Origin of the sequence: Psychroflexus lacisalsi (assembly GCF_020164495.1) — a bacterium.
Classification (GTDB): Bacteria; Bacteroidota; Bacteroidia; order Flavobacteriales; family Flavobacteriaceae; genus Psychroflexus; species Psychroflexus lacisalsi.
Genome location: NZ_JAIQYZ010000001.1, coordinates 807,816 through 830,946 on the forward strand (window position 1 = coordinate 807,816; position 23,131 = coordinate 830,946).

Genomic DNA, 23,131 nt, shown 5'->3' on the forward strand with positions numbered 1-23,131 from the left:
CAGTTCCAAAATTTCATAAAAAGACTATTCGTATTTCGCGAATAGTCTTTTTATGTTTTAATGTGAGCTAAGAGTTCTTCCAAGGAAGTTTCATAGTGTAACCAGTGAATATCTTTATCTTTTTTGAACCAGGTGAGTTGTCTTTTGGCAAATCTTCTGGTATTCTTTTTAATTTCAGATATAGCCTGATCTAGGCTTACCTCTCCATCAAAATGAGCAAAAAGTTCCTTATAACCTACTGTTTGTAAAGCATTGTGTTGCTTGAATGGATGAAGCTGTTTAGCTTCCTCTACCAAACCTTGCTCAATCATAAGGTCTACTCGCTGTTCTATTCTATCATAAATCACTTTCCGTGGAGCTTCCAGACCAATCTTAACAACATCAAATTCTCGCTTTTTTTTCTTTTGATTTTGAAAATAAGAAAATGATTTGCCGGAAACATCAACTACTTCCAGAGCTCTTGTTAAGCGTCTAGGGTTCGAGATTTCTATTGAATTATAACTCTCAGGATCTTTTTCCTTTAGTAGATTCTGAAGTCCTTTAATACCGTTATTGTTTAAAATCGTATTGTATTTCTCTCTTATAGTTGAAGGAATATCAGGGAATGAATCTAGGCCTTCCGTTACTGCTTTTTGATATAATCCACTGCCACCAACTAAAATCGCTTTGGAATGTGTTTTAAAAATCTCAGTTAAAAGGTTGATTGTTTCTTTTTCAAACTTTCCTACATTATAGTCATCAGTAACAGAAATATGCTGAATAAAATAATGTTTTGCTTGATTAAGTTCGTCTGATGTTGGAACCGCTGTTCCGATATTCATTTCTTTGTAAAATTGTCTGGAATCTGCAGAAACAATTTCAGTAGAAAAATAATTAGCAAGCTTGAGGCTGAGTGAAGTTTTACCGATGGCAGTTGGCCCGAGAATACAAATCAATGTAGGATAGTCAGTCTTCATTTTCGGCGGATTTCATCATCTTTTTATCCTTAGTGCTATTAATATCATAGCCGCAGTTATGACAAAATTCTGCACTATCCCTGTGATCATCTTCACCGCAGTTGTAACAAACTTGAGTGTTTTTTCTTGAGTTTTCCTTAGTCATTTCTGCTGTGACTATTCCTGTAGGTACCGCTATGATCCCATATCCTAAAAGCATAATGATGGTAGCAATAAATTGGCCTAAAGGTGTTATTGGGTGAATGTCTCCAAATCCAACAGTGGTGAGGGTAACAATAGCCCAATAAATTCCTCTGGGTATAGAGGTGAAACCATGTTCTGGCCCTTCCACTATATACATAATTGTACCTGCTATAAATGAAATGATGACTACACTGTATATGAAAATCAATATTTTGGGAACACTATTTCTTAAGGCGACTGCCACTCTGGAGCCGGCGCCAGAATATCTTACTAATTTGAAAACTCTAAAGACTCTTAAAAGTCGCAAAGCTCTAAGAGATAACAATGCTCCAGAACCTGCAAATACTAAAGAAATATAGAGAGGAACAGTGGAAAGAAAATCTACGATACCATAAAAGCTAAAGATATAATTCTTGGCTTTTTTAATGCTTATGACTCTAAGTATATACTCAATTGTAAAAAAGATAGTAATAACCCATTCTAAAGCCACGAATAAAGAATGATACTTAAGGCTTATCTGTTCCACCGAATCAAGTACCACAAGTATTAAACTGACGAGGATAACAATAAGCAAAGCCACGTCAAAAACTTTTCCTGCTTTGGTGTCGGCCTCATAGATAACTTCGTGAACTTTTTCTTTCCAGGACATGTTTAGTAATTTATAATTTTCAAATTCTTGTTGGACTTTCTGAGATAGCTCTGGATAATATGCTGTGCATCCCTGTCGTTTTGCATGGGATTGATGATGTTTCTCAGTATTGATATATTTTCAATTTGAAAATTAAGTTCAGTATAACCAGCTCCAGAAAGTTCACCATTTTCTATTAAGACTACACTTTTTTCGCCAGGATGCCGTCCACGATCCTGTATAATCATGTTTTTATTATGATAATCATAAAAATCGACCAGCTGTTTGACGCGTTCGTTATAGCTTTCGGGAGTTTCTTCCTTTACACAAGCCCCATGGCATTGCTTAATGGTATAATTGAAACAGGCTCCTTTAGTTTTGTGAAGTCCGGTCAGCTTTTGGCAAAGCTCGAAGTTTTCTACAGCACGTTCCAAAAAGGCTTTGCCCTGCTGGTAATTTGTAAAACTTGTAATATAATTTCCTTCCTCCTTTAATTTTGAAATGGTTAAATTTAAATATCCACTTTGATCTTTGTACACATAAAGACCATGAGTGAACAAATCTTTTTTGAGGGCAGAATTAAATTTAGGCTTCAGTTTTTTGATGGATTGATTTTCTTTCAATAAAGCCAAAAGCTCATTGCCTGTTTTTTCAAAATCGACAGAAACTACATGCTCTTGTATTTCCCTGGATTTTGGAGCATCACTGGTAAAATGTTGATTAGCTCGTTTCTTTATGTCTTTACTTTTGCCAACGTATATAATTTGACCATCTCCATCGGAGAAATAATAAACCCCAACGGAGTTGGGTAAATTATCTATCAGTCTGATTAATTTCTGGTCAACACTGCTTATAGTATTAAGCTTTAAGTTGGAACTGATGATTTCTTTATCTGCATCTTTTTCCAGTAAGAGTTTGAAAAGCTTAACCGTTGCCAGCGCATCTCCACTAGCTCTATGCCGATCTGTGATCGGAATTCCTAATTTTCTAACTAATTTTCCCAGGCTGTAAGACTCAAATCCAGGCAGCAATTTTTTAGATAATTTGACCGTGCATAAAGTTTTACGATCAAAATCATAGCCTAATCTGTCAAATTCCAGCCGTAGCATTCTATAATCAAATTTAGCGTTGTGAGCTACTACTATACAACCTTCTGTGACTTCAATAATTCGTTTGGCGACTTCATAGAATTTCGGAGCATGATGAAGCATTTCATTGTTGATTCCTGTTAACCCTACTACAAAAGACTGGATCTTCCGCTCTGGATTTACCAAAGAAATAAATTGATCTACAATTTCGTGACCATCAAATTTATAAATAGCAATTTCCGTGATGCCTTCTTCGTTATATTTTCCTCCGGTGGATTCTATGTCTAGTATAGCGTACAATCTGTGCTTACAAATTTTCAAAAGTGAACCACAAAAATAAAGATATAATTCTGTTTCAAAGCCTTATAGGAGAAAGTTTAAGCATTTCCTCAACCTGGCTTTTTCTTAGTTGTTCTGAATTTGAAACTATTCTCTTTTTAAAGCAAGACAAAAAGGCATAAAAAATTATTAATTACTGTCAATATGGCATTTTACAGACAAAATTTTCTGAATACTCATTTTTAAACTTAGCATTTATTTGAAATTCTTCTGTTTTTTGACAAAAATCAATTTGGTACCACTTTTGAAAATAGATTTAAGAAAATAATTAATTCTAAAAAATATAAAGATGATACCAACACGATTTGAAAATCAAGAAGTTAATCTATTAGATAGACTCTTGAGTAAGGATTTGATCAGCAGGGATTTTTCTAAGGCTAACACGGCTTCACCTTCCATTAATATCAAAGAAGATGAGGACAAATTTAGCATTGAAATGGAAGTACCAGGATTTAATAAAGACGATTTTACTATCGAATTAAATCACAAAGAGCTTACGATCTCTTCAGAATACAAAAAAGATAGCGAGGTTGAAGTTGGGAGATATACTAGAAAAGAGTTTAGCCGTGAGGCGTTCCAAAGATCGTTTACACTTCCCAATACCGTGGACGGTGAGAAGGTTTCTGCCCAGTATAAAAATGGAGTGTTACAAGTGGATATTCCGAAACGCGAGGAAGCCAAACCTAAACCTCCAAAGCAGATTACTATTAACTAATAAGTTTTGAATTAGCCTAAGTTTGTTTAAAAACCCTTTTCCAAGGTATCGGAAAAGGGTTTTTTGATATCTTATTTAAAACTCATAGGCCATCTTTTAGGAAATTACTGTTTTCACTGATTAGGCATTTATATCATTAATACAACAATGACTTTAGTTTAAATTCTCAAAGTTTTAAATGATTAGAAGTTAAGAATATAAATTTTAATGCCTAGCTCCAAATATTGAACTCCCAATTCTTACCATAGTTGTTTCGTGTTCCATTGCGATTTTATAGTCGCCGCTCATGCCCATAGATAGAATGCTAAAATCAGGTTGAGTTTTTGATGTTTCCTTGTAGAGATCTTCCAGCACTTTAAACTCTCTATGGATTTGATTTTCATCGTCGGTGAAAGTAGCCATGGCCATCAAGCCTTTGAGTTTTACATTTTTTAATTCTGGAAGTTTTTCATCTGCTAAGAAGGCTTTCAACTCATCTGGAGACATGCCGTATTTAGAATCCTCTTCAGCAATTTTGACTTGCAATAAACAGTTGATAACGCGATCGCTTTCTTTTGCTCGTTTGTTGATCTCTTTAAGCAATTTCATTTTATGAACTGCATGAATAAGATCCACGTAAGGTGCCATATACTTAACCTTGTTGGTTTGGACATGTCCCACCATATGCCATTGAATGTCTTTCGGAAGTGCTTCCCATTTATCTGTCATTTCCTGAACCTTGTTTTCTCCAAAAATGCGCTGCCCAGCTTCATAAGCTTCCATCAAATCTTCATTGGGTTTGGTTTTTGAAACCGCTACCAAGTCAATACTTTCTCCTAATTCTTTAGTGAATGTTTTGATGTGTTCTTTTATAGTTCCTTCCATAAGTTACCTTTTAAAATTCGTAAATTGTAATCCCGCTTCTCAATTTTGGTTCGATAAAAGTCGTTTTTGGCGGCATTTTCATGCCCTCATCGGCTATGGTTTTCATCTCTTCAATTTTGGCTGGGTACATCCCGAAACCAACTTTAAACTCATTGCTATCTATTAAGCCTTTAACGTAGGCCATGTCTTTTTGCCCCTGGCTGTACATCAACCTGGAATTATTTCTCAAATCGTCAATACCAAGAATAGGTTTTAATATGGTGCTATATAAAATTTGAGCATCTAGTTTTGACAAAGCATCATGAAAGTCATAATTTCTGAATCTCAAATTCAATTCGTAAAAATCACCATCCAGATACATGCTAAAGTGATGAGGTTTTGATGGTTTGTAGTAATTCTGTTTTAAATTTTCAATTTTGAATTGTTCGTCTAGTTTAATCAAAAATTCATCCTTGCTTAAGCCGTTTAAATCCTTCACAAGCCTATTAAATTCATGAATTCTCAGATGGCTTTCAGGAATAAAAAAGCCCATAAAAAAATTGTAAGCTTCAGTTCCTGTATGCATTTCGTTTTCAGCCTGCAGTTTATTCTTCAGATCTATGGAGGACAGACTTCTATGATGACCATCTGCAATATAAATATGCTGCATGGCTTTGAACTCAGCTTCAATTTGCTTCTGAAGCTGTTCTTCATCAATCACCCAAAAGTGATGTGTCTCTCTTGAGGTTGTCGTAAACTCGTATTCTGGTCGTTCCAGCATCAGTTGCTGCGAAATTCCTTCCAAGACTTCATTATCTGGATAGGTGAGAAGCACAGGGTCTGCATTAAACCGAACCGTTTTTAAATATTCAGTAAAGACATCTACCTTTTCTTTTAGAGTGTCTTCATGTTTCCTAATGATATTGCATTCGTAATCTTCTGTGCTCGCCGCCCCAACAAATCCAACAAATTGAATTTCATTCCGGTAGATGATTTTGTGTAAATAGTAGCAAGGTTTTTCTTCCTGAAAAAAACTACCGTCTTCTTTAAATTCTTCAAATCTATTCTTGACAAGACCAAAACGTTCTTTGCCGGAAATTTCTTTGTTGTATTTGTAACCTGGATTTACAATGTGTAAAAACGAAAACGGATTGTTATCTAGTCTTGCTTCTATCTGAGCTTTTGTATAGGTATCATAGGGTTTTGAAGCTATTAGACCTACTTTATCGCGTGTAGGTCTAGTAGCTTGAAAGGGTTTTACAACGGGCATGATTAAGAGGCAAATTGTGAAGATACTTTTTCTGCTTTTTTACTCTCGCTGTAATCATAGAAGCCTTCACCAGATTTCACACCTAATTTTCCAGCTCTCACCATATTTACAAGTAATGGGCAAGGAGCATATTTTGGGTTTTTGAATCCATCGTACATTACTTCAAGTATAGAAAGACATATGTCCAATCCTATAAAATCTGCAAGTTGAAGTGGTCCCATAGGATGGGCCATACCAAGCTTCATAACCGTATCAATTTCTTCTACACCAGCTACATTATTATAAAGAGTTTCAACTGCTTCGTTGATCATCGGCATCAATATACGATTGGCAACAAAACCAGGGTAATCATTAACTTCAGTAGGCACTTTACCAAGATTTTTGGCCAATTTTACTACAGTGTTGGTGATTTCATCACTGGTATTGTAACCCCTTATGATTTCTACCAATTTCATAATTGGTACAGGATTCATAAAATGCATCCCAATTACCTGTTTAGGTCTTCCTGTTACTGCAGCAATCTTAGTAATTGGAATAGAGCTGGTATTGGTCGCTAAGATTGCTTTAGGTGGACAGATCTTGTCTAATTCTCTAAAGATATCTAATTTAATTTTTTCGTTTTCAGTAGCGGCTTCTACTACTAGATCAGCATTTTTTGCGCCGTCGGCTAGACTGGTATGGGTAGTGAGGTTGGCAAGGGTACGCTTCTTATCCTCTTCACTAATTTTTTCCTTGCTCACCATACGATCTAGATTTCTAGTGATGGTGGCTATTCCTTTATCTAAACTGTCCTTAGAAACATCGATTAAGTTGACTTGGTAGTCAAATTGAGCAAAGGTGTGAGCTATGCCATTACCCATGGTTCCTGCGCCTATAATTGAAATATTTTTCATGAAATATATATTTTGAAATGTTTAGTTATCAAATGCTTTTATAATTTGCATAGCCACCCTCAAAGCTTCTGTTCCCTGCTCCAATGTGACTATAGGGGTCGTTTTGTTTTCGATAGCTTCTGCAAATGTCTCTAGTTCGTCTAAAATAGCGTTGTTGGTTTCGATTTCAGGATTATCAAAATAGATTTGCTTTTTCACACCTTCCGCATTCTGAAGTATCATAGCAAAATCATCTGGATTTTCTGGTGCATCCTTCATTTTTACCACCTCGGTTACTTTTTCTAAAAAGTCTACCGACACATAAGCATCTCTTTGGAAAAATCGAGATTTACGCATGTTTTTTAAAGAAATCCTGCTGGCAGTTAAATTGGCAACACAGCCATTTTCAAACTGAATTCTAGCATTGGCAATATCAGGTGTTTCAGAAATAACCGAGACGCCACTAGCGTTGATATTTTTAACTTTTGAATTTACTACGCTTAAGATGGCGTCAATATCGTGAATCATCAAATCTAAAACTACAGGGACGTCTGTCCCACGAGGATTAAACTCGGCCAAACGATGGGCTTCAATAAACATCGGCTTATCAATTTTACTAATCGCAGCTCTAAAGGCTGGATTAAAACGTTCTACATGGCCTACCTGTCCTTTGACGTTATGATTTTTAGCTAACTCAATCAATTCTTCTGCTTGTTCAACAGTGGAAGTGATTGGTTTTTCAACAAACAAATGAACTCCCGCCTTGATAGCTTGCTTTGCAGTTTTAAAGTGGTAGGTTGTAGGGGTGACAATGTCTATAACATCTACCTCTTTTAATAAATCTTCGTAGTTTTCATAATAGGTATATCCAAACTCCTTTTCAATTTTTAAAGCATGATCTTTATCTGTATCATAAAATCCAACAAATGAATACTTCTTGGATTCGTTGAGCAGTCTAAGGTGAATTTTACCTAGATGTCCAGCTCCCAAAACACCGACTTTTAACATAAATAGTATCGTTTTACACAAAAGTAACATTTCTTTTTTAGTAAACTGAACTCACCGAAGTCTTATAGGATTTCTTTTAGAATTTACACAGAAGAATGGTCTGATAAGAACACTATAATTGACAGTTTTATGATTAACTCATTTCTAGATTTAATTCTAAGACCCTTTGAAGAGTTTGGAAGCCCATAATTTATTTAAATCCAGATAAATATTTATATTCCTATTTATTTTCCTAAACTTTAAATACCTCTGCTCAATTTTATAAATAAATCAGACTCATTTTTTAAATGAAAGAGTAAATTGGAGTACAAATTATTTTACACCAAATATGGAATATTACTTATGAAGCTATTTGATGAACCCTACGATAGTTCAAAAAACCTCTTACCTCAGGATGGGTCGATTTACTATTATGGTAAGCTACTTGGCCCTGATCAGGCAGAGTTCTACTTTAAAAAGTTATTACATCATATCGACTGGCAAAATGATCAGGCCCAGATATTTGGAAAAGTAATTTCGACCAAACGAAAAGTGGCTTGGTATGGAGAAAAGCCTTTTGAATACACTTACTCTAAGCTCACTAAACAAGCTTTACCCTGGACCACAGAGTTAATTGCTCTCAAAAATTCAGTAGAATTGGAAACAGGGGAGCAGTTCAATTCTTGCCTGCTCAATCTCTATCACAACGGGGAAGAGGGAATGGGCTGGCACAGCGATGGAGAAAAAGACTTGAAGAAAAATGGGGCGATAGGATCATTAAGTCTAGGTGCAGAACGCAAGTTTATGTTTAAACATAAGAAGAATGGTCAAAAAGTTGAATTGCGGTTGGAGCAGGGGAGTTTACTCGTTATGAAAGACGAAACTCAAGAGTTTTGGTTACATCGTCTTCCACCTACTAAGCGAGTTCTTGGTCCTAGAATTAATTTGACTTTTAGAACGATCGTTAAATAGAGGATAAAGCCATATTGGTAGTTTCACTTTAAGATTGGCTTTTCTTTTTCCATATACTGGTCCAATTGAATCATTATACGTTTTAGTTTCAGCTTGTATTTCAAAGTCGTTTAAAAGATTCACAAATTAAGTCTTTCAGGAGCTGCAGATGATTTTGTATGCTTAAATTGAAGCCATTAATATAGATATAAATCAAAAAAATAAAAATGAAAAATTTAGGATTACTAGCTACAGTAAAAGCTAAGAAAGGAAAAGAAAATGATGTTAAGAATTTTCTATCGAATGCCGTTGAACACGCTAAAAAGGAAAATGAAACCTTAACCTGGTATTCATTTCAAATAGATGAATCTACCTTTGGTATATTCGATACATTCGAGAATGAGCACGGAAGAGAAGCTCACCTGAGTGGCGAAATAGCTAAAGCCTTAATGGCAAATGCTTCAGAATTACTTGTTGAAGATCCAAACATCAGAAAAATTGAGATTATCAGTACTAAGTAAGCACTGATCAAAATAAGCTTTCAAAACGACTAGTATTTATACTAGTCGTTTTTGTTTAAATTGACGTCATCTTACTCTTGATTTTTAATTAAAAATACTTCCTCAAACCTATTCCCATTAAGACTGCAAAGTATCGAAATCTATAATTGGTATTTTTATATTTTGAGTGTAGAAGGTCTGAGATATACTCATATTTTTTTCTACTTTTACTTTATCATTAGTGAAAATATAAAGGCTTGGAAGACAGTTACAGACAGCAGGGCAAACGCAAATTACTAGTAGAATTGATTCGTGAAAAAGGCATTAAAGACGAGAAAGTCTTGAGCGCCATCAATGCGATTCCAAGACACCTGTTTATGGACAGTAGTTTCGAAGATCATGCTTACCAAGACAAAGCTTTTCCTATCGCTGCAGGACAAACGATTTCTCAACCTTATACGGTGGCATTTCAGACAGAACTTCTTCAGCTAAAACCAGGAGAACTGGTGCTTGAGGTAGGAACAGGAAGTGGTTATCAGGCTGCTGTGCTTTGTGAACTCGGAGCAAAAGTCTATACCATAGAGCGACAACAAAAGCTTTATAAAAAAACAAAAAAATTTCTAGAACAATTGGGCTACAGGCCTAAGTATATGAGTTTTGGTGATGGCTATAAAGGCTTGCCAGAGTATGCGCCATTCGATAAAATCATTGTTACTGCTGGTGCACCGTTTATTCCCAAACCTTTACTTTCTCAACTCAAAGTTGGTGGAAGGCTTGTGATTCCTGTTGGTGAAGATCCACAAATTATGACATTGCTGAAAAGGACTTCCTCTACAAAATTTCAGAAGGAAACCTTTGGAGAATTTCGATTTGTACCGCTGCTAGAGGATAAGAATTAAAGCTTGCTTTAAAATTGATCCAGTAATTTAATTCCGAAAATTATTGCTCCATTTTGCCAGCCATCTTGATAAGGCTTCACGTAATCTATTCTAAAAAAACGAAATTGACCAAAACCAATATTATCAAGACCTACAGAAAATTCAGAATAAGGTTTGTTGGAATCTGTAAATAAACTTTTCGCACCTATCACCATATTGAAATTCAATTGGTTGAGGAGTGGAACTTTGTTCAATAGGTAACCTTTAAAGTTGTGTTCCAAATGGACATCGGCATAATCAGAATTGGTGGAAAGCTCGTAATACGGTAATAGATTGAATTGGTTCAGATAATCGCTTGAGGTTCCAACTCGAGTTTGATTCCCATTAAAATGTTTAAAGTCTAAAAACGAAATATTTTCAGCATTAAAAAATAAGCCACCGTTTAAGCTATAACCCAATTCACCAAATCGAGAAATCGTTTTGGTTTGGGTAAGTCTGGCTTTTATCAAATCATAATTAAAATCGCTGATATCTGAGGCGAAGCCTTTTTCGTAGCTGAAACTCAGGACAGGAAACCTATCGCTATAGGTATCATATTTTCCGTTGGGTGTCAGTACATAGTCCTGGTCAAAATTAATTCGACCACCTATGGTAGCTCTACCTATATTATGAGAAGGAAAAAGCAAAGAACCAAAAGCTTCTGGAGCCAGAGGATTGTTGGATGTAAATCCTCCATTTTTATTACTGATAAGTGGAGAATTAGTAGAGTTCGTTAAAGCACGTCTTCTTTCAAATTCTAATGTTGCACTCATCCTAAACCCATTAAAGATCTCCTGACTGTAAGTTGCTTTACCAAATATTTTTTCGTAAAGCTTTAAGTAATTTCTCTCAAAAAATATTGAAGTAATTGAGGACAAGCGTTCATTAATAGGATTGGTAGAATTAACTTCTTCTAGCTTAGCCCCTCCCGAAAAGCTTAAAAAAGGCTTTGAGAAATTATTGAATTTTTTTACAAAACTTCCGTACACTCTCAGTTTTTCTTCTGAGAAACCGTAGTCCAGATAGGAGCGAAGTTCCCAATAGTTTCTATAGGTGCCAGTGGTATCTTTTTGAGTAAAGTAAACATCAGACTTGATGTTGAAACCCTGGACTGTATTATAATTGACATCGGTAAGTCCAGTAAATCCAGCCACTTGATTGGTGGTAGAATTTTGCCATGAATAACCGAAAATAGGATCGGTTAAGCTGAATTTGTTACGGGCGGTGTCTACCGAGTCTTTGTAAGGTTTAGAATTTTTCAAGATTTGAATACTGTCTTTGAAGGTATAGTCTTCAAGTTCCATGCTCGTTAAAGGAACGGGTCTGTTGTTTTCCCAAAACAAACTGTCTTTGGTATTGGCTTGTTGATCAAATACAATTACCGCATTGCTAAAATCCTTTTTGCTGAGCTCCGAATTGAAATCATAATTTTTGTAAGAAGCTACAAAATCGCCTCCTCCAGAAATTCCAAAAATGCCCCAGCTAAAAGAAATATCTTGAGATATTAAGACCCAAAACTCATTTTCTTCACTATAGCTAAACGTTTGGTTGAGGTTGATTTCTTTTACGACTTCAATCTGAAGTGACTTCCCTGTTGTTTTTAACTCTACTCCAAAAACTTCCCACGTATCTTCTATGATATAAATAAATCCACTGAATACCGCGTCGTTTGGTCGCTTAGGAATCACTTTGATTTTATTGACAAGAAACCTGTCCTGGTCATAAAAGGTACCTACCAGTTCGTAATCGTAATAATTCATTGCAAAATTAGCGATGGGTGAAACCAAATTATTACCCAGATCAATGGTGTTTTCATATATCGAAAAATTAAAGTCTTCGGCAGAATTAAAACTGAAGCCTCTATCATTACCACTTACTTTGGAGGCTATAATTCGTTCCTTGAATAGATTGGGAGCCTTATAAGCTATTTGGGAAACTGTTTCACTCAGATAGACTACACCACTTCTTGTAGAATCCAAACCACCTCCCAGATCACCAACTTCCTGACCTAAAATTTTCTCAGGAGCATTTTGGATTTCCCAAATGCCTTTGGAATAAAATTTAGCTTTGAATTCTTTTATTTTTGCGAGGTTTAGTTTTCTTTGAGCAATCGCATTTTTGATGATAGTATAAGCTGGATCTTCGTTATTTGATATTACGACATCATCCAGACTTGTGACCTTTTCTGTAAGTTGAACTTCTAAATAAGATTTATCTAGACCAGCAGTTTTTTTTTCAGTTTCAAATCCAAGGAATTTAAAAACTAAAATCTGTTCTTTTGAAGTGTCAATTATTATTTTGAATTCGCCGTTGGCATTGGTTGTTGTTCCGTTGAAAGTGCCTTCCACGTATACGTTTACATTTTGCAGAGGCAGATTCTCAGTATCGGTTACCTTTCCAGTGATTTGCGACTGACTTAAAAATGAGCATAACAGGAAAAGTAGGAACAGAAGGTGTTGTTTCATAAAGACAGGCAAAGAACAAATTAGGTATTGTAGGTTTTATTAATTCTATTCAGCTTTCTTTTAGTATCACGGTCTTTTATAGTTTCCCGCTTATCGTGTAACTTTTTACCTTTACACAAGGCGATTTGAAGTTTGGCAAACCCCCTATCGTTTAGGAACATTGTAAGTGGAATGATCGTAAGCCCAGTGTTTTTAACTTCTTTGTAAAGCTTTTTTAGCTCTTGCTTATTTAGTAAAAGCTTTCTGGCGTTTTTGGGCTTATGGTTGAAATGGGTGGCGTGAGAATATTCCTGAACGTCCATATTGATTACAAATAGCTCGCCTTTATCATTGAATTCGCAAAAGCTTTCAGCAATTGTAGCCTTTCCTTCACGAATTGATTTGATTTCGGTGCCTGCCAAAACAATTCCAGCAGTATATTTGTCCAAAATTTCATATTGAAATCTTGCTTTCTTATTTTTTATGTTGATTTTATTTTTTACCATAAGAATTAAACTAATTGTTTCAAAAATAAGACTTTTGAAAGGATAGAAAGAAGCAAGGGCTAATGTTTATCTATAAATTATAAAATTCATGAATTATATTTCCGTTTTTTTTATTTTACTTATTTTAAGTTGTCAATCACCTGAATCTTCTCTAACTCCAGAAGAAATAGTTGATAAAGCCATTACCTACTCTGGAAAATCAAAATTGAATACCAACGAGCTAGAATTTGCTTTTAGAGATTATAACTATAAAGCCACGCCAACCTGCGAAGGAATGAGGCTAGAGCGTATGTCTAAAGATGAGCCTATTAAAGATGTATTATTTGATGGGGAACTGAAGAGATATTATAAAGATTCACTTGTAAAACTTGCAGATACTACGACCTTTAATTATTTTGAATCTGTCAATTCTGTACACTATTTCACTCAACTTCCGGTAAGATTAAAAGATGACGCTGTTCAACTTTCAGATCTTGGAAAAGAGGTAATTAAAGATAAAACTTACCATAAGCTAGAAGTGAAATTTTCTGAAAATGGAGGAGGTGTAGATTTTGAAGATATTTATATCTATTGGATAGATGCCGAGGATTATTCTTTGGATTATCTGGCTTATAGCTTTTTGGTAAACGGAGGAGGATTACGTTTTAGGAAAGCAATTAATAGACGAACTATTGACGGCGTTGTGTTTCAAGATTATGAGAACTATAAACCTAAAGTTAAGTCCAAAAAGTTAAATGAAATTGGAAAAATGTATGAGAATGAAGAACTAGAACTCTTATCTCTCATAGAAAATAAGGCAATCAAGTTAACTTCTATAACTCTTGATTGTAATTAAAATTAGCGGGTACTTTTTTGGTGATTAGTGAATCCATTACGTTGAGGTTTTTATCAATTTTAATTTGAAAAAATACATCGTAAGTATTTTCATCAAGATGTTCATATTTGGTTTCAGATATAATTTCGTTCACAAACTTAGGACTAGTATTACTATGGCCGACTACTAAAACATTTTTACCATAAGTAGTTTTCCAAAAGTCGTGAGTAAATAGCGAATCTTTCCTTGGGTCATAACTCAAAATATCTCCTTTATAGTGATGAATGGTAGGGATTAAGGTTTGTATGGTTCTACTATAGTCTGTAGAATAAAATAAATCCAATTCTTTATCTGCAAAATAGGTGGCTAGATAATTGGCTCTTCGGATGCCCTCCTCGGTAAGTTGTGGATCTTTGTTTTGAGAATCTGTGGTGTCTTTTCCTGCATGCCTTACAAAATAGTAAGTTGTCGCCATAGGGGCTTTTCCTTCAGGGATATCAAATTGGAAAGTGTTTTCTTCTGAATTTTGACAAGAAAATAATAAGGTAATAAAGCTTAGGCTGAGAAGTAAATGTTTTGTTTTCATTGGTTTTCTATTAATTCTAAAACAATAAATTGATTAATTTGTGGCCCAAAGCTACTAAAATTATCGTCTGAAGCTATAATCAAAGTTTTATTCCCATTAGGTAAAGTTGGTCCAAAGCACAAGCCTTCCAGATTATCGATGATCTTGTCGGTTAGTTTAGATTTGATGCTCTTAAAATCAAGAAGTAAACTTTTTTCAGCATAAATAATGTCTTCTGAAGTGTTTCTAAGTTGGTCAATAGCTTTGATGTCTGAAGCCTCAGTTACGTCTACAAGAAAGAGCTTAACTTTATTGCCCTGGGTTTTATGCCCCGCTGAATAGGACCTTTCCAGAATTAAAAACTTGTTATTATCTAGTTGTAAGATTTCGGTTAATCCGTTGATGGCAAAGGGAAGTAATGGGATTTTTGTGATCCTGTCCAGATCCATAGCGTATTGACGGGTGATTTGATTCTGCTCTCTGTCAAAATAACTCAACCGAATGGGAGAATTGGTATTGTAAAGTTTAGGAGCTTTACCGTCTTCTACTAAAGGTAATTCGTTGGCAAACCAAAATCCATCTGAATTTAGATCCTTGGAAAGTCCTTCGAACACGCCGTTGTGCCGAGGTTGATTTTTACCTCTTGGAAGGAAGTAGTGTGGCAACGGATATTCATTCAAAAACTCTCCACCGGGACCGATTTTGAATAGCTTTGGTTGCAATTCTTTATCAATATTGCCTTCAGTAGAAATTAAGTAATCTTCACCATCAAAGCGAATAGACTCCATGTCCAATGCATTTTCTTCAAAGAAAACATCTGCTTCTAATTTTGTAACAGAGGTAAAAGCCAATGTGTCAAGCTTTAAGTCAACGAGATTAAATTCAGCAGAAAAAATGAGTGGATTGGAAGGAGAATCGTTGACCATGATGATTTGTCCGTCTTTGTAATCTATGCCTGAGATTCCTCCATAGATTTCATTGCCATAAATAAATCCAGTTGGTATTGTGTATTCATCGATGAATTTTACTCGATAGTTTTGATCTTTTAATGTTTTAGTTGTACTACAACTCATTAAAAATACTGAAAGAAAACAAAAACTCAAAAATTGAGTTAAATAAGATTTTGTTAGCATAAAATAAAGAATTGTTGAGTAGATTGTTTTTATAATAATTTAAAATCAAATATTATGAACTTAGATCAATTAGAAGGAAAATTCAATGAAGCTAAAGGTAAATTGAAGCAAAAATATGCAAAACTTACAGATGACGATTTAAAATATTCTGAAGGTAAATTTGATGAAATGCTTGGTAAGCTTCAAGAAAAAACTGGTCAAACTAAAGAACAATTAAAGGAAGAAATCGATAAGTTATAACCGATATTCAATAAATTAAAAAGCCCCAGTTTCATTTGAAACTGGGGCTTTTTAATTTATTGTTTTTTAAAGTCCAGGAGTTCCACATCAAATATTAAAATTGAATAGGGTGGAACAGGTCCTGCCGCTCTCTCATTATATGATAAATACGGGGGTATTATAAATTTTGCTTTTTCTCCTTTTTTTAAAAGCTGAAGTCCTTCATCCCAACCTGGAATAACTTTCCCTACCCCAAGTTCAAACTCTATAGGCTGACCACGATCCAAGGATGAATCGAATTTTGTGCTATCGGTTAAAAACCCTTCGTAGTGAACTTTAAGTATATCACCAGGTTTTGGAGATATACCATTGTTATTCTTTTTGGTGATTTTATATCTTAATCCGCTTTCGGTCTCTTGATAGCCTTCAGAAAATTCTTCAATCCATAGTTTTCTTTCTTCAGCTTCTTTTCTTAAATTTTCTTCATAAGCAGCTACACCGCTTTCAAAAGCCTCTATGGCATCAAAATTTTCTGCATCGCTTCCTTTCCTAACGATAGTAACTTTCTTAATAAAAATTTTGTCTACAGGTCTATTAGCACCGCCTGTTTCTACTTCACCAATAGAATCTACAACATCATAATTGAAGACAACTTCTCCAAAAACAGTGTGTAAACCGTCAAGATGTGGGGTTGGACGCAATGTGATAAAAAATTGACTTCCATTGGTTTGCCCAGTGTTGGCAAAAGGATCCTTCGTGTCCTGAGCATCGCTATTAGCCATTGATAAGACACCTTTTGAGTCGTGTGTATAATCGCCATTAGTTTCATCGGGAAACTTAAATCCAGGCCCACCTCTCCCTGTACCTCTAGGATCACCACCTTGGATAATAAAATCTTTAATCACTCTATGAAAAATCAAACTATCATACAATGGCTCATCGCTATAGCGCTTTTCGGTAAGTGGATGCACTCCTTCTGCCAATGCCACAAAATTTCCGACAGTCATAGGAACATTTTTATGGTGTAATTTTGCAACAAAATTTCCTTTTGATGTTTCGAATTCTGCATAAAGTCCGTTCTCCAATTCTGAGTATTTTGAAGAGCAACCCTGAATGAGAATTACTAATACTGAAACAAGTGACAACCGTAAATATTTCATTTTATATGAATTTAAACATCCTTTGAAAGGATTTTATATAGAGATCAACCGACTTCAAATTAAATCAATAATGTCTTTTAAAAATTAATTTCCAATTGAATGCTTGAGATCCAATTGGAAATTTTAAAAAATTAATCTTTTATTGAGTCTAATTGTTTGATTCCACTTCCAACAACTCGACTTCAAATTTCAAAATTGAGTTTGGCGGAATTGGTCCAGTTTGTCTTGCACCATAAGCCAATTCAGAAGGAATAACGAGTTCTGCTTTTTCTCCTGTTTTCAACAACATAATACCTTCATCCCAACCTGGGATAACTCTTCCTGTCCCCACAGGAAATTCAATGGGTTGGTCTCTGTCTACAGAAGAATCAAACTTGGTTCCATCCAGAAGATAACCTGTATAATGAACTTTTACTAAGTCACCAGCTTTTGGAGTAGTACCATTTGAATTTTCTTCTGTCATTTTATAACGGAGTCCACTTTCTGTCACCTCAAAGCCTTCACTAGCTTCTTGTAACTTGATCTTTCTTGCTTCTTCAGCTTCAGCCATTACTTCTTCTGCTTTTTGGACTCCTTCTTTGAAAGCTTCAACAGCATCAAATGCTTTAGCATCACTTCCTTTTCTAAAAATGTTGACTTTCTCTATCACTACATCATCTACAGGTTTATCTCTTGCACCTGTCTCTACTTTTCCGATACTATCAACAACTTCTTCACCAACCACTGTTTTTCCAAAAACACTATGTTTTCCATCCAGGTGAGCTGTTGGAGCCAGTGTTATAAAAAACTGACTTCCATTTGTATTTGGTCCAGCGTTAGCCATAGAAAGAACTCCTTTTTCATGACCCAATTTTGGAGTTAATTCGTCTGGAAATTTGTAACCAGGACCTCCCTGACCAGTTCCGCTAGGATCCCCGCCTTGAATCATAAATCCGTCAATTATTCTATGAAAAATTATGCTGTCGTAGAATTTTTTACCTTCATACTTTTCATCAACATTTGGATGATTTCCTTCAGCGAGTGCTACAAAATTTCCAACCGTCATAGGTACTTGCTGGTAATGTAATTCGGTTACGAATTCTCCTTCAGAAGTTTTAAATTCTGCATACAAACCATCCTCAAGATCTGGATATTTGGAAGAACAGCTATAAATAAGCAATCCTAGTAGGGCAACTAATGATAATTTCAGTGTTTTCATTTTACTTTAGTTTTAATCTTTATTAATTTTTATTTCATTCAATGTTACAGTAGACTTGAGAGCAACATGAGTCCCTATTTTGTCGTTGTCTCCATAGTAGCCATAGGCCTGGTGGGAAGGAAAAAGAAAAGTAACAGTTTCTCCTTCTTTCATTAGTTTGAGACCCTGACGTAAGCCTGTAAAAATTTCTTCTTTATCGATAACATAAGCTCTCTCCCCGAGCTCTTTTCTCGAATAGATGGTATCTCCTTGCAAAGTGAGGATATTATAATTAAACTCTACTTCGTCACCAAAATTTGGAGTGATAGAATCCTTTTTATTTTCTGAATTGTAATAATACCAGAATCCATCTGCCGATGTAATGTAGGTGTTTGTAGAATCTTTTTCTATTATATCTTGAATATAAGCTTCTTCCTTTTCTACGATCGCTTTATTCATCACTAAAGACTTGCTTGTAAAACTTTTTGAAGCTCTACTCACAGGTTTTCTCGGTTCAGGAGATTTACATGCCTGTACCGAAACGATTAAGAAAACTAAATAAATAATTGATTTCATGAAAGTTCTTTCCTGTAGTTATTTAATGTCTCTTCAAATTTTTCTAAAGTTGTATTTAGATCCAAATCGCTTTTACCTCCAGCCGCATTGTTGTGACCACCTCCATTATAATGGTTTCTAGCAAAACTATTAACATCAAAATCGCCAATCGATCTGAAAGAAATTTTAATAATATTCTCAGCCTTATTTTCAATAAAAATAACTGCGAATTTAATTCCTTTCAAGGATAATGCATAATTCACAAAGCCCTCGGTATCTCCTTTTTTGAAGCCATATTGGTTTAAATCGTCTTGGGATAAGGAAATATAAGCAGTGCTTAAATCTTTCAGAACCTTTAAATTTTGCAAAGCTCTTCCAAGCAAATGCAATCGGCTTTCAGCATTATTGTCGAATGTATTTTGATGTATTTCAGAGTTATTTGCACCAGCATCTATCAAGTCTGCAATAATCCTATGGGTTTTGCTGGTTGTCGATGGAAACCTGAAGGAACCTGTATCCGTCATTATGCCAGTATATAGACAGCTAGCGATATCTGCTGTCAATTTTGTTTCTGGATATTGGGTGGTTATATACTCATGCACTAGTTCGCAGGTAGACGCTATAGACGTGTCTGATAGCATATAAGGGGCATAATCTGCTGGTTGCTGATGATGATCTATCATTACAAAATTTGTGTTCAATTTTTGAAGATGATCACCAAGACTTCCTGTTCTATCTAAGTGATTAAAATCTAGTGTGAATACAAAATCAGAGTTATCTAATTCTTCTTCACATTGAGCTTTATCATTGTCGTAGCAGAGAATAGTATCGATTGAAGGTAACCAAGCCAGAAAGTCTGGAGAGCTATTGGGCATAATCACCTGAGATGTTATCCCAAGCTCCTTCATAAATAAATGTAAGCCAAGTGTAGATCCTAAAGCATCTCCATCTGGATTTTTATGACCAATTATACTCACTTTTGAATTTTTGTTCAATTGGCCTTTTAGCCCATCTATCGTATTTTTTCTCATAGAAATCAAATGTACAAATTCTTAATAATGCAATAACATTTGATTTTCTAGATTTGTGAAAAATTATTTATCATGAAAAACATATTCATACTTTTAGTTTTTGCCTCTCTTTCGCTTTTATCCTGTAAATCTAAAACAGAAAATAAAAATTCAGAGACAACAGCTAATACTTTAGAAAAAACAAGCTTCAGAATAGCTATAGGAAGTTGTAATCGACAAAATATGTCCCAAGAATTTTGGTCCACTATAGAAAAAGATTCAGCTGATATTTTTGTTTGGGGTGGAGACAATATCTATGCTGATACTCCAGACATGGAATTGATGGAAGCGAAGTACGATACGCTTAAAAGTAATACATATTACCAATCCTTCGTTTCCAATCTGCCGAATGCGCCAATTGGCGTTTGGGACGACCACGATTATGGAAAAAATGATGCGGGTAAAGAATGGGAGTATAAAGAACAAGCAAAATCTTTGTACATGGATTTTTTCGAGTTGGATTCAACTCATGCGATGGCGTCCAGAGGAGGGACTTATTATTCCAAAGTCATCAGTGCCGGCGATAAAAGTATCAAGTTCTACTTGTTAGACACACGGTATTTCAGAGATGGAATGCTAGATGCTGAAAATCCAAATCATAGATATAAGCCTCACTCATTAAAAGATTCAACTTTGCTTGGACAAGAGCAATGGAATTGGCTGGAGGAAGAAGTTGAAAACTCGCAAGCAGATTTTAATATTATTGTCAGTAGTATTCAGTTTTTATCTAGCGAACATGGTTTTGAAACCTGGGGCAATTTTCCGTATGAAGTTGATAAAATGGAAGCCTTGCTTCAATCAAACTCTTTAAAAAACATACTTTTATTGAGTGGAGACCGACATATTTCAGAATTTTCCCAAAAGAAAATTGAAGATCTAAGTTACCCATTGACTGATTTCACCTCTAGTGGATTAACGCATTCTTATGCTTCTTATGATGGAGAACCAAATCGATATAGAGTAGGAGAGGTGACTGCTGAAAACAGCTATGGAATAGTGGATTTAAATTTGACAGAAGAAAATGCTGATTTGAAAATTAAATCAACAAAAGATGGACGTGTCCTACAAAGTTTGACTCTCAAATTCTAAAGTTAAGGCTTAATATTTAAGTCTAAAGAAATTGTTTACTTTTGCAATCAAAATAAAAAAATTATAATGGCAGTAACTAAAACATTTACTATGCTTAAGCCAGATGCAGTTTCTAAAGGCTACATCGGTGATATCTTAAAACAAATTACGGGTTCAGGTTTCAGAATTGTGGCGCTTAAAATGACGCACATGACAGAAAATGATGCCAAGGCTTTTTACGAAGTTCATAAAGAGCGTCCATTTTACGGAGAGCTTGTAGACTATATGACAAGCGGCCCTATCGTTGCAGCTGTTCTTGAAAAGGAAAATGCAGTAGATGATTTCAGAACTTTAATTGGTGCAACCAATCCAGAAGAAGCTGCGGAGGGTACTATCCGTAAGACCTATGCTGCTTCCATTAGTGAGAATGCTATTCATGGTAGTGATAGTGATGAAAATGCTACTATTGAAAGCAACTTTCATTTCTCTGGAAGAGAGCAGTTTTAAACTAAAACATTACTCAAACAAAAAGGGCTGTTTCAATTGAAACAGCCCTTTTTGTTTTTGGTTGTAAATAATCCTATTTAGCAATATTAATCGCTCTAGTCTCTCGTATGACAGTCACTTTTACCTGTCCCGGATAGGTCATATCCGTCTGTATTTTTTGTGAAATTTCAAATGATAAAGCTGAAGCTTTTTCGTCGCTCACGCGTTCACTTTCCACGATCACCCTCAATTCTCTACCTGCCTGGATAGCGTAGGCTTTTTTAACACCTCCAAAACCAAAGGCAATTTCTTCAAGATCTTTAAGACGTTTTACATAAGAATCTAAAACTTGTCTTCTTGCACCTGGCCTTGCGCCACTTATCGCATCACAAACCTGCACTAAAGGAGAAAGTAGCGAAGTCATCTCTACTTCGTCGTGGTGAGCTCCAATGGCATTGCAAATTTCTGGTTTTTCACCATATTTTTCTGCCCACTGCATACCTAGTATAGCGTGAGGTAATTCTGTTTCATTTTCAGGAACTTTACCAATATCATGAAGTAATCCAGCACGCTTGGCGAGTTTTGGATTTAGGCCAAGTTCCGAAGCCATAATTCCACAAAGGTTGGCGACTTCTCTGGAGTGTTGTAATAAATTCTGTCCATAAGAAGATCTGTATTTCATTCTACCCACCATTTTCACTAGCTCTGGATGTAAGCCGTGAATTCCAAGATCAATGATAGTTCGTTTACCAATGTCCGCAATTTCTTCATCAATTGCTTTTCTTGTTTTCTTAACGACTTCCTCAATTCTCGCAGGGTGAATTCTGCCGTCGGTTACCAATTTATGTAAGGATAATCTAGCGACTTCCCGACGGATGGAATCGAAGCAAGATAAAATGATAGCCTCTGGCGTATCATCTACTATGATTTCAACTCCGGTTGCAGCCTCAATTGCTCGTATATTACGACCTTCTCGACCTATTATTCTACCTTTCACATCATCACTTTCCAGGTTGAATACCGATACGCAATTATCAATAGCTTCTTCAGTTCCAACTCGCTGTATAGTATTGATGACAATTTTTCTTGCTTCCTGCTGTGCAGTAAGCTTTGCCTCTTCAACCGTATCCTGAATCATTTGCATAGCTTCAGCCTTGGCAGTTTCACGAAGAGATTCCATAAGCTGTTTCTTGGCATCTTCTGCGCTTAGACCACTTAAAACTTCAAGTTGATTGATTTTACGCTGAAGAATTTTATCGATTTCTTCTTGTCTCTTTTCAAGATACTCCGTTCTGTAGGCATAATCTTTCAATTTCTCTTCTAGATCCGTGTTAAGTTTCTTTTGTTTAGAAAGTTCATTGGAAACCTGAGACTCCTTATCTTTAGTTCTCTTTTCAGCTTCACTAATTTTCTGGTCTCTGGTAAGGATAACCTTTTCATGCTCAGATTTGAGCTCGATAAATTTCTCCTTAGCCTGAAGTATTTTGTCCTTTTTGAGGCTTTCGCCTTCTTTTTCAGCTTCCTTAAGTATTTTCTGGGCTTCTTTTTCTGCAGTTTTTAAAGTGCCTGTTGCATTTTTACTATCAATAGTTTTCGAAATGATGAATCCAATGATAAGTCCAGCTATCGCTGCTATTATAATAAATGTAATCTCCATAATTGTATATATAAAAAAAGCCTGCATT

The 23,131-nt window shown here is 35.3% G+C and carries 24 protein-coding genes; 8 read left to right on the forward strand and 16 right to left on the reverse strand.

Annotated features, from left to right (window positions below):
* Positions 1 to 50: 50 nt before the first annotated feature.
* The 3 genes from miaA to LB449_RS03745 are packed head-to-tail and all read right to left on the reverse strand — an operon-like array spanning position 51 to position 3,155.
* Positions 51 to 956, reverse strand: coding sequence for a tRNA (adenosine(37)-N6)-dimethylallyltransferase MiaA (gene miaA / locus LB449_RS03735; protein ID WP_224453731.1), 906 nt, complete (start codon positions 954 to 956; stop codon positions 51 to 53).
* Positions 946 to 1,788, reverse strand: a complete 843-nt coding sequence (locus LB449_RS03740) for an ion transporter (RefSeq protein WP_224453732.1) — start codon at positions 1,786 to 1,788, stop codon at positions 946 to 948. Before LB449_RS03740 ends, miaA begins: the two co-directional genes overlap by 11 nt.
* A 2-nt stretch (positions 1,789 to 1,790) precedes the next feature.
* Entirely contained in the window at positions 1,791 to 3,155 is a 1,365-nt protein-coding gene (locus LB449_RS03745) for an exonuclease domain-containing protein (RefSeq protein ID WP_224453733.1), read from the reverse strand.
* Between the two features lie 328 nt (positions 3,156 to 3,483).
* On the opposite strand from LB449_RS03745, the gene LB449_RS03750 reads away from it, so the two are divergent.
* Positions 3,484 to 3,909: an Hsp20/alpha crystallin family protein gene (locus LB449_RS03750; protein ID WP_224453734.1), complete on the forward strand. Its 426-nt coding sequence runs from the start codon at positions 3,484 to 3,486 to the stop codon at positions 3,907 to 3,909.
* 204 nt (positions 3,910 to 4,113) lie between these two features.
* Here the strand turns inward: LB449_RS03750 and LB449_RS03755 are convergent, their stop codons facing one another.
* From LB449_RS03755 to LB449_RS03770, 4 genes are read right to left on the reverse strand one after another with little or no spacing between them, the layout of a single operon-like run.
* Complete coding sequence (locus LB449_RS03755) at positions 4,114 to 4,773, reverse strand: YggS family pyridoxal phosphate-dependent enzyme (protein ID WP_224453735.1); 660 nt, start codon at positions 4,771 to 4,773, stop codon at positions 4,114 to 4,116.
* Positions 4,774 to 4,783: 10 nt separating this feature from the next.
* Positions 4,784 to 6,022 carry a DUF1015 domain-containing protein gene (locus tag LB449_RS03760; protein WP_224453736.1) on the reverse strand — a complete coding sequence of 413 codons (1,239 nt, stop codon included), beginning with the start codon at positions 6,020 to 6,022 and terminating at the stop codon, positions 4,784 to 4,786.
* A 2-nt stretch (positions 6,023 to 6,024) separates the two neighbouring features.
* A complete protein-coding gene (locus LB449_RS03765; protein ID WP_224453737.1) occupies positions 6,025 to 6,915 on the reverse strand; it encodes a 3-hydroxyacyl-CoA dehydrogenase family protein in 891 nt (296 codons plus the stop codon).
* Positions 6,916 to 6,936: 21 nt separating this feature from the next.
* Positions 6,937 to 7,902, reverse strand: coding sequence for a Gfo/Idh/MocA family protein (locus LB449_RS03770; RefSeq protein WP_224453738.1), 966 nt, complete (start codon positions 7,900 to 7,902; stop codon positions 6,937 to 6,939).
* A 342-nt stretch (positions 7,903 to 8,244) separates the two neighbouring features.
* Between LB449_RS03770 and LB449_RS03775 the strand changes: the two genes are divergently transcribed.
* The 3 genes from LB449_RS03775 (at position 8,245) to LB449_RS03785 (ending at position 10,231) form a co-directional block, all read left to right on the forward strand.
* Positions 8,245 to 8,853, forward strand: a complete 609-nt coding sequence (locus LB449_RS03775) for an alpha-ketoglutarate-dependent dioxygenase AlkB family protein (protein ID WP_224453739.1) — start codon at positions 8,245 to 8,247, stop codon at positions 8,851 to 8,853.
* Between the two features lie 206 nt (positions 8,854 to 9,059).
* Positions 9,060 to 9,353 carry a putative quinol monooxygenase gene (locus tag LB449_RS03780; protein ID WP_224453740.1) on the forward strand — a complete coding sequence of 98 codons (294 nt, stop codon included), beginning with the start codon at positions 9,060 to 9,062 and terminating at the stop codon, positions 9,351 to 9,353.
* Between the two features lie 236 nt (positions 9,354 to 9,589).
* Positions 9,590 to 10,231, forward strand: a complete 642-nt coding sequence (locus LB449_RS03785; RefSeq protein WP_224453741.1) for a protein-L-isoaspartate(D-aspartate) O-methyltransferase — start codon at positions 9,590 to 9,592, stop codon at positions 10,229 to 10,231.
* Positions 10,232 to 10,239: 8 nt separating this feature from the next.
* On the opposite strand, the gene LB449_RS03790 is transcribed toward LB449_RS03785, so the two are convergent.
* Complete coding sequence (locus LB449_RS03790; protein WP_224453742.1) at positions 10,240 to 12,714, reverse strand: DUF5686 and carboxypeptidase regulatory-like domain-containing protein; 2,475 nt, start codon at positions 12,712 to 12,714, stop codon at positions 10,240 to 10,242.
* 20 nt (positions 12,715 to 12,734) lie between these two features.
* Positions 12,735 to 13,199: an SsrA-binding protein SmpB gene (gene smpB, locus LB449_RS03795; RefSeq protein WP_224453743.1), complete on the reverse strand. Its 465-nt coding sequence runs from the start codon at positions 13,197 to 13,199 to the stop codon at positions 12,735 to 12,737.
* An 88-nt stretch (positions 13,200 to 13,287) separates the two neighbouring features.
* On the opposite strand from smpB, the gene LB449_RS03800 reads away from it, so the two are divergent.
* Positions 13,288 to 14,034, forward strand: a complete 747-nt coding sequence (locus tag LB449_RS03800) for a DUF6503 family protein (protein ID WP_224453744.1) — start codon at positions 13,288 to 13,290, stop codon at positions 14,032 to 14,034.
* Here LB449_RS03800 and LB449_RS03805 read toward each other — a convergent pair.
* Both LB449_RS03805 and LB449_RS03810 read right to left on the reverse strand, forming a co-directional pair.
* Positions 14,012 to 14,599 carry a histidine phosphatase family protein gene (locus LB449_RS03805; protein WP_224453745.1) on the reverse strand — a complete coding sequence of 196 codons (588 nt, stop codon included), beginning with the start codon at positions 14,597 to 14,599 and terminating at the stop codon, positions 14,012 to 14,014. The genes LB449_RS03800 and LB449_RS03805 overlap by 23 nt on opposite strands.
* Positions 14,596 to 15,651, reverse strand: coding sequence for an esterase-like activity of phytase family protein (locus LB449_RS03810; RefSeq protein ID WP_224453746.1), 1,056 nt, complete (start codon positions 15,649 to 15,651; stop codon positions 14,596 to 14,598). Before LB449_RS03810 ends, LB449_RS03805 begins: the two co-directional genes overlap by 4 nt.
* Before the next feature lie 114 nt (positions 15,652 to 15,765).
* Between LB449_RS03810 and LB449_RS03815 the strand changes: the two genes are divergently transcribed.
* A complete protein-coding gene (locus LB449_RS03815; protein WP_224453747.1) occupies positions 15,766 to 15,951 on the forward strand; it encodes a CsbD family protein in 186 nt (61 codons plus the stop codon).
* 56 nt (positions 15,952 to 16,007) lie between these two features.
* Here LB449_RS03815 and LB449_RS03820 read toward each other — a convergent pair whose 3' ends face one another.
* From LB449_RS03820 to LB449_RS03835, 4 genes are all read right to left on the reverse strand, one after another.
* On the reverse strand, positions 16,008 to 17,090 hold the full coding sequence (locus LB449_RS03820) for a peptidylprolyl isomerase (RefSeq protein ID WP_224453748.1): 1,083 nt from the start codon (positions 17,088 to 17,090) through the stop codon (positions 16,008 to 16,010).
* A gap of 148 nt (positions 17,091 to 17,238) precedes the next feature.
* A complete protein-coding gene (locus LB449_RS03825; RefSeq protein WP_224453749.1) occupies positions 17,239 to 18,288 on the reverse strand; it encodes a peptidylprolyl isomerase in 1,050 nt (349 codons plus the stop codon).
* A 12-nt stretch (positions 18,289 to 18,300) separates the two neighbouring features.
* Positions 18,301 to 18,843, reverse strand: a complete 543-nt coding sequence (gene gldI / locus LB449_RS03830) for a gliding motility-associated peptidyl-prolyl isomerase GldI (protein ID WP_224453750.1) — start codon at positions 18,841 to 18,843, stop codon at positions 18,301 to 18,303.
* Positions 18,840 to 19,853, reverse strand: a complete 1,014-nt coding sequence (locus LB449_RS03835; protein ID WP_224453751.1) for a DHH family phosphoesterase — start codon at positions 19,851 to 19,853, stop codon at positions 18,840 to 18,842. Before LB449_RS03835 ends, gldI begins: the two co-directional genes overlap by 4 nt.
* 72 nt (positions 19,854 to 19,925) lie before the next feature.
* Between LB449_RS03835 and LB449_RS03840 the strand changes: the two genes are divergently transcribed.
* Together LB449_RS03840 and LB449_RS03845 are read left to right on the forward strand one after the other, a co-directional pair.
* Positions 19,926 to 20,981: an alkaline phosphatase D family protein gene (locus LB449_RS03840; protein ID WP_224453752.1), complete on the forward strand. Its 1,056-nt coding sequence runs from the start codon at positions 19,926 to 19,928 to the stop codon at positions 20,979 to 20,981.
* A gap of 66 nt (positions 20,982 to 21,047) precedes the next feature.
* Positions 21,048 to 21,467, forward strand: coding sequence for a nucleoside-diphosphate kinase (locus LB449_RS03845; protein ID WP_224453753.1), 420 nt, complete (start codon positions 21,048 to 21,050; stop codon positions 21,465 to 21,467).
* A 73-nt stretch (positions 21,468 to 21,540) separates the two neighbouring features.
* Here LB449_RS03845 and rny read toward each other — a convergent pair whose 3' ends face one another.
* Complete coding sequence (gene rny, locus LB449_RS03850; protein WP_224454429.1) at positions 21,541 to 23,103, reverse strand: ribonuclease Y; 1,563 nt, start codon at positions 23,101 to 23,103, stop codon at positions 21,541 to 21,543.
* Between the last annotated feature and the right edge of the window lie 28 nt (positions 23,104 to 23,131).